The following is an 8,257-nucleotide window of genomic DNA, read 5'->3' as shown; positions in this document are numbered from 1 at the left end:
GGGCGTCGACCGTCTCGGCATGAGCCCCCCACGGGCCTACCGCCCGCCGCGACGCGCCGAAGATGCAGGACAACGAGATGCGTGAAACCCGCTCCACCTGCCCCTACTGCGGCGTCGGCTGCGGCGTGATCATCGAGTCACAAGACGACCAGATCACAGGCGTCAGAGGCGACCCCGACCACCCGGCCAACTTCGGCCGCCTGTGCACCAAGGGCAGCACGCTGCACCACACGGCCAGCGCAGCCATCACGATGCAATCGCGGCTGCTGCAGCCGATGCAGCGCCTCGATCGAGGAAGCGCACCCAGGCCGGTCACCTGGGACGCCGCGCTCGACCTCGCCACCGAACGCTTCGCCAGCACGATCGAACGGCATGGCCCCGATTCGGTCGGGTTCTACCTGTCCGGGCAGCTGCTCACCGAGGACTACTACGTCTTCAACAAGCTCGCCAAAGGCCTCATCGGCACCAACAACGTCGACACCAACTCGCGCCTGTGCATGAGCAGCGCCGTCGCCGGCTACAAGCTCACGCTCGGTGCCGATGCGCCACCCGCCTGCTACGACGACCTGGCGCTCGCCAGCACCCTCTTCATCGCCGGCGCGAACACCGCCTGGGCGCATCCGATCCTGTTCCGGCGCATCGAGGATGCGAAACGCGCCAACCCGGCAATGAAGATCATCGTCGCCGACCCGCGCCGCACCGAAACCGCCGAGGCCGCCGACCTGCACCTGCCACTGCTGCCCGGCACCGACGTGGCCCTCTTCAACGGCATGCTGCACCTGATGCTGTGGGAAGGCCTGGTCGACCACGCCTGGATCGCCGCCCACACCGAAGGCTTCGCCGCGCTGCGCGACCGCGTGCGCGAGTTCACGCCGAAAGACGCCGCACGCATCTGCGGCATCGACGAGGCCGCCCTCGTGCAGGCCGCGCGCTGGTTCGCCGATGCCGACGGTCGCACGCTGTCGCTGTACTGCCAGGGGCTCAACCAGAGCCGCGCCGGCACCTTCAAGAACGCCGCGCTGATCAACCTGCACCTCGCCACCGCGCAGATCGGCAAGCCGGGCGCCGGCCCGTTCTCGCTGACCGGGCAGCCGAACGCGATGGGCGGGCGCGAAGTCGGCGGGCTCGCGAACCTGCTGAGCGCGCACCGCGACCTCGCGAACCCGGCCCACCGCGCGGAAGTCGCCGCGCTGTGGGGCGTGCCCGACGTGCCCGCCGTGCCCGGCAAGACGGCCGTCGAGATGTTCCAGGCCGCCGCCGACGGCGAGATCCGCGCGCTGTGGATCACCTGCACCAACCCCGCGCAATCGATGCCCGACCAGGCGACGGTGCGCCGCGCGCTCGAGCGCGCCGAATTCGTCGTCGTGCAGGAGGCCTTCTCCACCACCGCCACCTGCGCGTACGCCGACCTGCTGCTGCCCGCCACCAGCTGGGGCGAGAAGGACGGCACCGTCACCAACAGCGAACGCCGCATCAGCCGCGTGCGCCCGGCCATCGCCGCGCCCGGCGACACCCGCCACGACTGGGCCGCCGCCACCGACTTCGCGCGCCGCCTCGAAGCACGGCTGCGCCCGTCGCTGCCCTCGCTGTTCGACTACGCCACGCCGGAATCGGTCTGGAATGAACACCGCGAGACCACGCGCGGCCGCGACCTCGACATCACCGGCCTCAGCTACGCGCACCTCGACAGCGCCGGCCCCGCGCAATGGCCCTTCCCCGCCGGCGCCCCGACCGGCACGGCGCGCCTCTACGAAGACGGCCGCTTCCCGACCGACTCCGGCCGCGCCCGCTTCGCCGACACCCCGTACGAACCGCTGGCCGAGCCGCGCGACGCCCGCTTCCCGTTCTCGCTCACCACCGGCCGCCTGCGCGACCAGTGGCACGGCATGAGCCGCACCGGCACCATCGGCCGCCTGTTCGGCCACGTGCCCGAGCCGGCCATCGAGATGCATGCGCAGGACCTCGCGCGGTTGAAGCTCGCCGACGGCGACCTGGTGCACGTCAGCTCGCGCCGCGGCAGCATCGTGCTGCCGGTGCAGGCGAGCGAGCAGGTATCACCCGCCCAGGCCTTCATCGCGATGCACTGGGGCGACGAGTTCATCAGCGGCCAGACCGGCGGCACGCCGATGCGCGGCGTGAATGCGCTGACGACCTCGGCCTTCTGCCCGCGCTCCAAGCAACCCGAGCTGAAGCACGCCGCCATCAAGGTGCTGAAGGCCGAACTGCCGTGGCGCCTGCTCGGCGTGGCCTGGCTGCCGGAAGACGAAGCGCTGCGCGTGCGCGAGGCGCTGAAGCCGCTGATGGACGGTTTCGCGTTCGCGAGCTGCGTGCCGTTCGGCCGCGAGCGCAGCGGCGTGCTGTTCCGCGCCGCGGCCTACGAGCCGGTGCCCGATGCCGTGCTGGAGCGCATCGAGGCCCTGCTCGGCCTGGCCGCGCCCGAGGTGCTGCACTACGCCGACAAGCGCCGCGGCCAGCGCCGCGCGATGCGGCTCGCGCGCCATGGCACCGATGAGGCCCGCCTCGAAGGCTTCCTGCTCGCCGGCGACATCAGCGCCGAGGTCTGGATCAAGCCGCTGCTGCAGGACGAACTGCCGGCCCAGGCCTACGGCCGCCTGCTGCTGAGCCCCGGCGCACGCGCGCCGGTCGCGGTGCCGGCCAGCGGCAAGCAGGTCTGCACCTGCTTCAACGTCGGCGAGCCGGCCGTCCTCGCGCAGCTCGAACGCTGCAGCGGCCCGGCCGACGCGCAGCTCGCGCAACTGCAGGGCGCGCTGAAATGCGGCACCAACTGCGGTTCGTGCATCCCCGCGTTGAAACGCATGGTTCGCGCCAAGTTGCAGCCGGTTCATGCGACCTAGCGGGCCGAGCGCCGGGCCGTCCCAAGCCGGCCCGCATCCCCTCGGGGGATCGGTCGCCGTACCCGGCGGCCGAGGGGTGGTCATCTCTCTAGAATCGCCATCGAACAACAACGATGGAGACAGACAGCATGACGATCCTGAAGCGCGCAGCCCTGCTGCTGGCCTGCGCCTGCAGCCTGCTCGCCGCCTGCGCCAGCGCGCCAGCCTCGCTCGCCGACTACCCGCCGATGCCCGCCGGCGCGGCACCGGGCGCCTCGACCCCGGCCATCGAGACCGCCCGTGCAATGGGGCGCGGCGTCAACTTCGGCAACATCTTCGACGCCCCCACCGAAGGCGCCTGGGGCCTGCGCTTCGACGCGACACTGGTCGCGAAAGCCGCCGAGGCCGGCTTCACGAACGCCCGGCTGCCGGTGCGCTGGAGCAACCATGCGTCGGCCGACGGCGAGGCGCGCATCGACCCCGAATTCTTCAAGCGCGTCGACGAAGCGGTCGATGCGCTGCTCGACAAGGGCTTCATCGTCGTGCTGAACATGCACCACTACCGCCAGCTCGACGGCGATGCGCTCGATGGCAGCGAAGCCCGGGTGGCCGACGGCCTGCATGCGCTGCGTTTCCTGAACATGTGGAAACAGATCGCCCAGCACTACAGCACGCGAGGCCCCAAGCTGGTGTTCGAGCTCTACAACGAGCCGCACGGCGCGCAGACCACCCGCTGGAACGACCTCGCCGCGCGCGGGCTGCAGGTGGTGCGCCGCAGCAACCCGACGCGCATCGTGATCATCGGCCCGACGCAATGGAACAGCGCGAATGCGCTCGCGAGCCTGGTGCTGCCGAATGACGCGAACCTGATCGTCACGGTGCACCACTACGAGCCGTTCCACTTCACGCACCAGGGCGCCGAATGGGCCAGCGGTGCCGCGGCCTGGCTGGGCACGCCCTGCTGCGACGCTGCGCAGCTCGCGCAGATGCGCGGCCCGCTCGACACCGCGCTCGCGTGGTCGCTGCGCCACCGCTACCCCATCTACCTCGGCGAATTCGGCGCCTACGGCAAGGCCGGGATGGACTCCCGCGTGACCTACACGCGCCGCATGCGCGACGAGGCCGAGCGCCGCGGCTTCAGCTGGGCATATTGGGAACTGGCATCGGGCTTCGGCGTCTACGACCCCGCGGCACGCGACTGGCGCGAACCGCTGAAGAACGCCTTGCTCGGCCCCTGAGCCCTTTCTTAATACATGCCTCATCAAATCGTCGTCGCATTGGCCCGGTACTTGCGAAACTCGCTCTGGGAGAGCCCATGAGCATCACGAACTACATCAAGGAAATCGGTCGCGGCAAGGAAGGCGCCCGCTCGCTGTCACGCGAGCAGGCGCTCGACCTGATGGGCCAGGTCCTGGACGGCCAGGTCAGCGACCTCGAACTCGGCGCCTTCGCGATGGCGATGCGCATCAAGGGCGAATCGGTCGACGAGCTGGCCGGCTTCCTGCAGGCGGCCTCGGCGCGCTGCCTGCCGATCACCTGCGATCGCACCCTGGTGGTGCTGCCCTCGTACAACGGCGCGCGCAAGCTGCCCAACCTGACCCCGCTGCTCGCGCTGATGCTCGCGCAGGAAGGCGTGCCCGTGCTGGTGCACGGCATGCCCGAGGATCCGGGCCGCGTCACCACCGCCGACATCTTCCAGGTGCTCGGGCTGCCGCTCGCGCGCAGCGCCGACGACGTGGCCCAGGCCTGGCGCCGCCGCGAGCCGGTGTTCATGCGCACCGATGCGCTGTGCCCGCCGCTCGCCCGCCTGCTCGACGCGCGCTGGACCATCGGCCTGCGCAACTCCGGCCACACCGTCGCGAAGCTGCTCGACCCGTGCGCGGCCGGCCAGGCGCTGCGCGTCGTCAACTACACGCACCCGGAGTACGGCGCGATGCTGACCGACTTCCTGCAGCGCACCACCGCGAACGCGCTGCTGATGCGCGGCACCGAGGGCGAACCGGTCGCCGACCCGCGCCGGCTGCCGCGCCTGGACGTCTTCATCGACGGCCAGCCGCGCAGCGAGCTGTCGCTGTCGGCCCACGACGGCGTGCTGCGTGAACTGCCGGTGCTGCCGCGCACCTGCGATGCGGCCACCACCGCGATGTACATCCAATCGGTCATCAGCGGCGAGAAGCCGGCGCCCGCGCCGCTGACGCAGCAGGTGGCCTGCCTGCTCGACAGCCTCGCGGCGCTGGAGCGGGCGCATCCGAAGGAGAAGACGGCATGACGGTTCCTGTGCAACCCGGCCGGGTGACGCTGGGTCATGTGACGCTGGTGGGGGCCGGCCCCGGTGACCCGGAGCTGCTGACGGTCAAGGCGATCCGCGCGATCCGCGCCGCCAGCGTGCTGCTGGTCGACGACCTGGTCGGCGACGGCGTGCTGCGCTACGCACGCCGTTCGGCGCGCGTCATTCATGTCGGCAAGCGCGGCGGCTGCGCGAGCACGCCGCAGGCCTTCATCGAGAAGCTGATGGCCGCCGAGGCACTGAAGGGCGAGCGCGTGGTGCGTCTGAAGGGCGGCGACCCGTTCGTGTTCGGCCGCGGCGGCGAGGAAATGCAGCACCTGCGCGCGCTGGGCATCGAGGTGTCGGTGGTCAACGGCATCACCTCGGGCCTGGCCGCGGCGACCTCGCTCGACGTGCCGCTGACGCACCGCGACCATGCGCACGGCGTCATCCTGGTGACCGGCCACGCGAAGGAATCGGGCGCCTCTCCCGACTGGCCGACGCTCGCCGCCGCGGCCGCGCAGGGGCTGACACTCGTGATCTACATGGGCGTGGCGCAGGCGGCCACGCTGCAATCGGGCCTGCTGCAGGCGCTGCCGGCGCACACGCCGGTGGCCGTCGTGCAGCATGCGAGCCAGCCGCAACAGCGGCATGCTGTCGGCACGCTCGGCGACCTGTGCGGGCTGATCGAGCGCGAGCAGCTCGGCAGCCCGGCGATCATCCTGGTCGGCGAAGTGTTGCGCGGGCTGCAGGCGCGTGACGATCTGCCGGGCAACGTGCGCGAATCCCTCCAAATGGGGGTTGTCCGGGTCGCCTGAAGCGCGGGGCGTCGCCGCATAATCCCCGGCCACAAGATGCTGGTGGAGTGAGGACCTGATGCTCAAGATCGACAAGCTGAACCGCCTGACGGCTTCGCACGGCCCGCTGGAGCGCGGCCACGGCATGGTGACCGGCGTGATCGCGCTGGGGCTGTCCATCCTGTGCTTCCTGGGCGTGATCGCGTTCCACTTCCCGCAGTACCTGACGACGCCGCAGCTGCGCCAGTCGTACGACGTGGCGGTGATCCGGCAGGTGATGCTGGTGGCACTGGTGATCGCCGGCTCGCTGTCGCTGTTCAACATCATCCGCGGGCGCTCGCGCTGGCTGGCCTTCGCGTCATTCGTGCTGGTGGCGGCCACGCTCGCCTGGGGCGGGCACAAGGTGCCGGTCAACGACTTCGCCGACAACACGCCGTACATCGGCCTCGACTGGTTCATCCTCGACCTGCTGGGCTCGACGCTGATCTTCGTGTTCATCGAGAAGCTGTTCGCGCTGCGCCGCGAGCAACCGGTGTTCCGCGCCGAGTGGCAGACCGACTTCCATCACTTCATCGTGAACCACATGGTGGTGGGCTTCATCCTGCTGGCGACCAACCTGCTGGTGCACAAGTTCTTCGGCTGGGCCGCCAACGACGGCGTGCGGGGCTGGGTCGCGAACCTGAACTTCTGGGTCGCGCTGTTCCTGATCGTGCTGGTGGCCGACCTGGTGCAGTACTGGACGCACCGCGCGTACCACGAGGTGCCGCTGCTGTGGCGCCTGCATGCGGTGCACCACAGCGTGAAGAGCATGGACTGGCTGGCCGGCTCGCGCCAGCACATCCTCGAGCTGCTGATCACGCGCACGCTGGTGCTGGCGCCGATCTACGTGCTGGGCTTCAGCAAGGAAGTGATCGATGCGTACATCGTCGTGGTCGGCTTCCAGGCGGTGTTCAACCATGCCAACGTCAGCGTGCGGCTCGGCCCGCTGCGCTACCTGATCGTGACGCCGAACTTCCACCACTGGCACCACTCGCAGGACGACGAGGCGATCGACAAGAACTACGCGGCGCACTTCGCGTTCCTCGACTACCTGTTCGGCACCGCGGTGAAGGCGGATCGCAAATGGCCGGATCAGTACGGGGTGGTCGGCGACTATGTGCCGAACGGGTTCTTCAAGCAGCTGAAATTTCCGTTCGTCTGGAAAGGCTGATCAAGCCGCCGCAAGCCTCAACGCCCGCGGCGCTGCCGCCGCGAGGATCCCTGCGAACAGCGACACCGTCGCGAGACCGAGCGTCAGCGATGCGTGCTCCGCGATGATTCCGATCAGCGGCGGCCCGGCCATCATCCCCAGGTAGCCGACCGACGCGACCACCGCGATGCCGTGCGCCGGGTTCGCATCCACCTTCGCCGCGGCGCTGAACAGCACCGGCACCACGTTCGCGAAGCCCAGGCCCACCAGCGCGAAGCCGACCAGCGCCACCACCGGGTGCCCGATCAGCAGCACCGCCGCCATCGCGGCCGCGGCCAGCGCCGCGCTGCCGCTCATCAGCACGGCCGGCGACACCCGCTCGCGCACCCAGTCGCCGGCGAAACGCGCCGCCGCCATCGCGGCGCTGAAGCTCGCGTAGGCCAGCGCGGCGAAGCTCGCCCCGCTGGCGAGTTCCTGCTTCATGTACAGCACGCTCCAGTCGTACATCGCGCCCTCGGCGATCAGGCCCAGCGCCCCCAGCACGCCCAGCAGCGCCAGCAGCCCGCGCGGCAGCTCGAAGCCGCCCTTGTCGTCCGACCCGGCGATCGTGCGCAGCATCACCGCCCCGGCCGCGCCGATCGCCGCCGCGCCCAGCACCGCCATCGCCACCAGGTGCGTCGCGCCGCCGACCTCGTGCGACAGCAGCACGCTGCCCAGCCCCGCGCCGACCATGCCACCCAGGCTGAACATGCCGTGGAAGCCGCTCATCAGGCTGCGCCCGGCACGCTGCTCCAGCTCGCCGGCCGCCGCGTTGATCGACACGTCGAACAGGCTGGTGCCGACGCCGAACACCACCATCACCGCCACCAGGCCCGCATAGGCGTGCGACGACAGCAGCAACGCCAGGCACAGCGCGGTCGCGCCGCCCGACAGCAGCGCCGCCCGCCGCGCCCCCAGCCGCCCCACCCAGCGGCCCGCCTGCGTCAGCGTCGCGACCGCACCGACGCCGGCGGCCAGCATCGCGATCGCGAGCGCCTGCTCGCCGAGCGCGTAGTGCTGCTTGATCGTCGGCACGTGCACGCCGAAGCTCGCGAACAGCACGCCGGCGACGAAGAACTGCAGGCGCACGGCCCAGGTGGCGCGCGCCACGGCGATCGGATCAGGTGTCATC

The 8,257-nt window shown here is 70.6% G+C and carries 6 protein-coding genes; 5 read left to right on the top strand and 1 reads right to left on the bottom strand.

Features of this window, described 5'->3' with window-relative positions; genetic code table 11:
• Positions 1-77 precede the first annotated feature (77 nt).
• The 5 genes from AC1D1T_RS27415 (at position 78) to AC1D1T_RS27395 (ending at position 7,107) form a co-directional block, all read left to right on the top strand.
• Positions 78-2,855, top strand: coding sequence for a nitrate reductase (locus tag AC1D1T_RS27415; protein ID WP_477992861.1), 2,778 nt, complete (start codon positions 78-80; stop codon positions 2,853-2,855).
• Positions 2,856-2,983: 128 nt separating this feature from the next.
• Positions 2,984-4,072 carry a glycoside hydrolase family 5 protein gene (locus AC1D1T_RS27410; RefSeq protein ID WP_477826269.1) on the top strand — a complete coding sequence of 363 codons (1,089 nt, stop codon included), beginning with the start codon at positions 2,984-2,986 and terminating at the stop codon, positions 4,070-4,072.
• A gap of 77 nt (positions 4,073-4,149) precedes the next feature.
• Complete coding sequence (gene ybiB, locus AC1D1T_RS27405; RefSeq protein WP_477826268.1) at positions 4,150-5,103, top strand: DNA-binding protein YbiB; 954 nt, start codon at positions 4,150-4,152, stop codon at positions 5,101-5,103.
• Positions 5,100-5,918 carry a uroporphyrinogen-III C-methyltransferase gene (gene cobA, locus AC1D1T_RS27400; protein WP_477826267.1) on the top strand — a complete coding sequence of 273 codons (819 nt, stop codon included), beginning with the start codon at positions 5,100-5,102 and terminating at the stop codon, positions 5,916-5,918. The genes ybiB and cobA overlap by 4 nt, the downstream gene beginning before the upstream one ends.
• Positions 5,919-5,976: 58 nt before the next feature.
• The gene (locus tag AC1D1T_RS27395; RefSeq protein WP_047503020.1) at positions 5,977-7,107 is read left to right on the top strand and encodes a sterol desaturase family protein; all 1,131 of its coding nucleotides are present in this window, start codon (positions 5,977-5,979) and stop codon (positions 7,105-7,107) included.
• Here AC1D1T_RS27395 and AC1D1T_RS27390 read toward each other — a convergent pair.
• Positions 7,108-8,257, bottom strand: a 1,150-nt coding sequence (locus AC1D1T_RS27390; RefSeq protein WP_477826266.1) for an MFS transporter, incomplete at its 5' end; no start/stop codon positions are given.

Source organism: Rhizobacter sp. P2_H3, assembly GCF_056403355.1.
The sequence above is the reverse complement of the archived record's forward strand: the minus strand, read 5'-3'. Positions and strand labels throughout refer to the sequence as shown.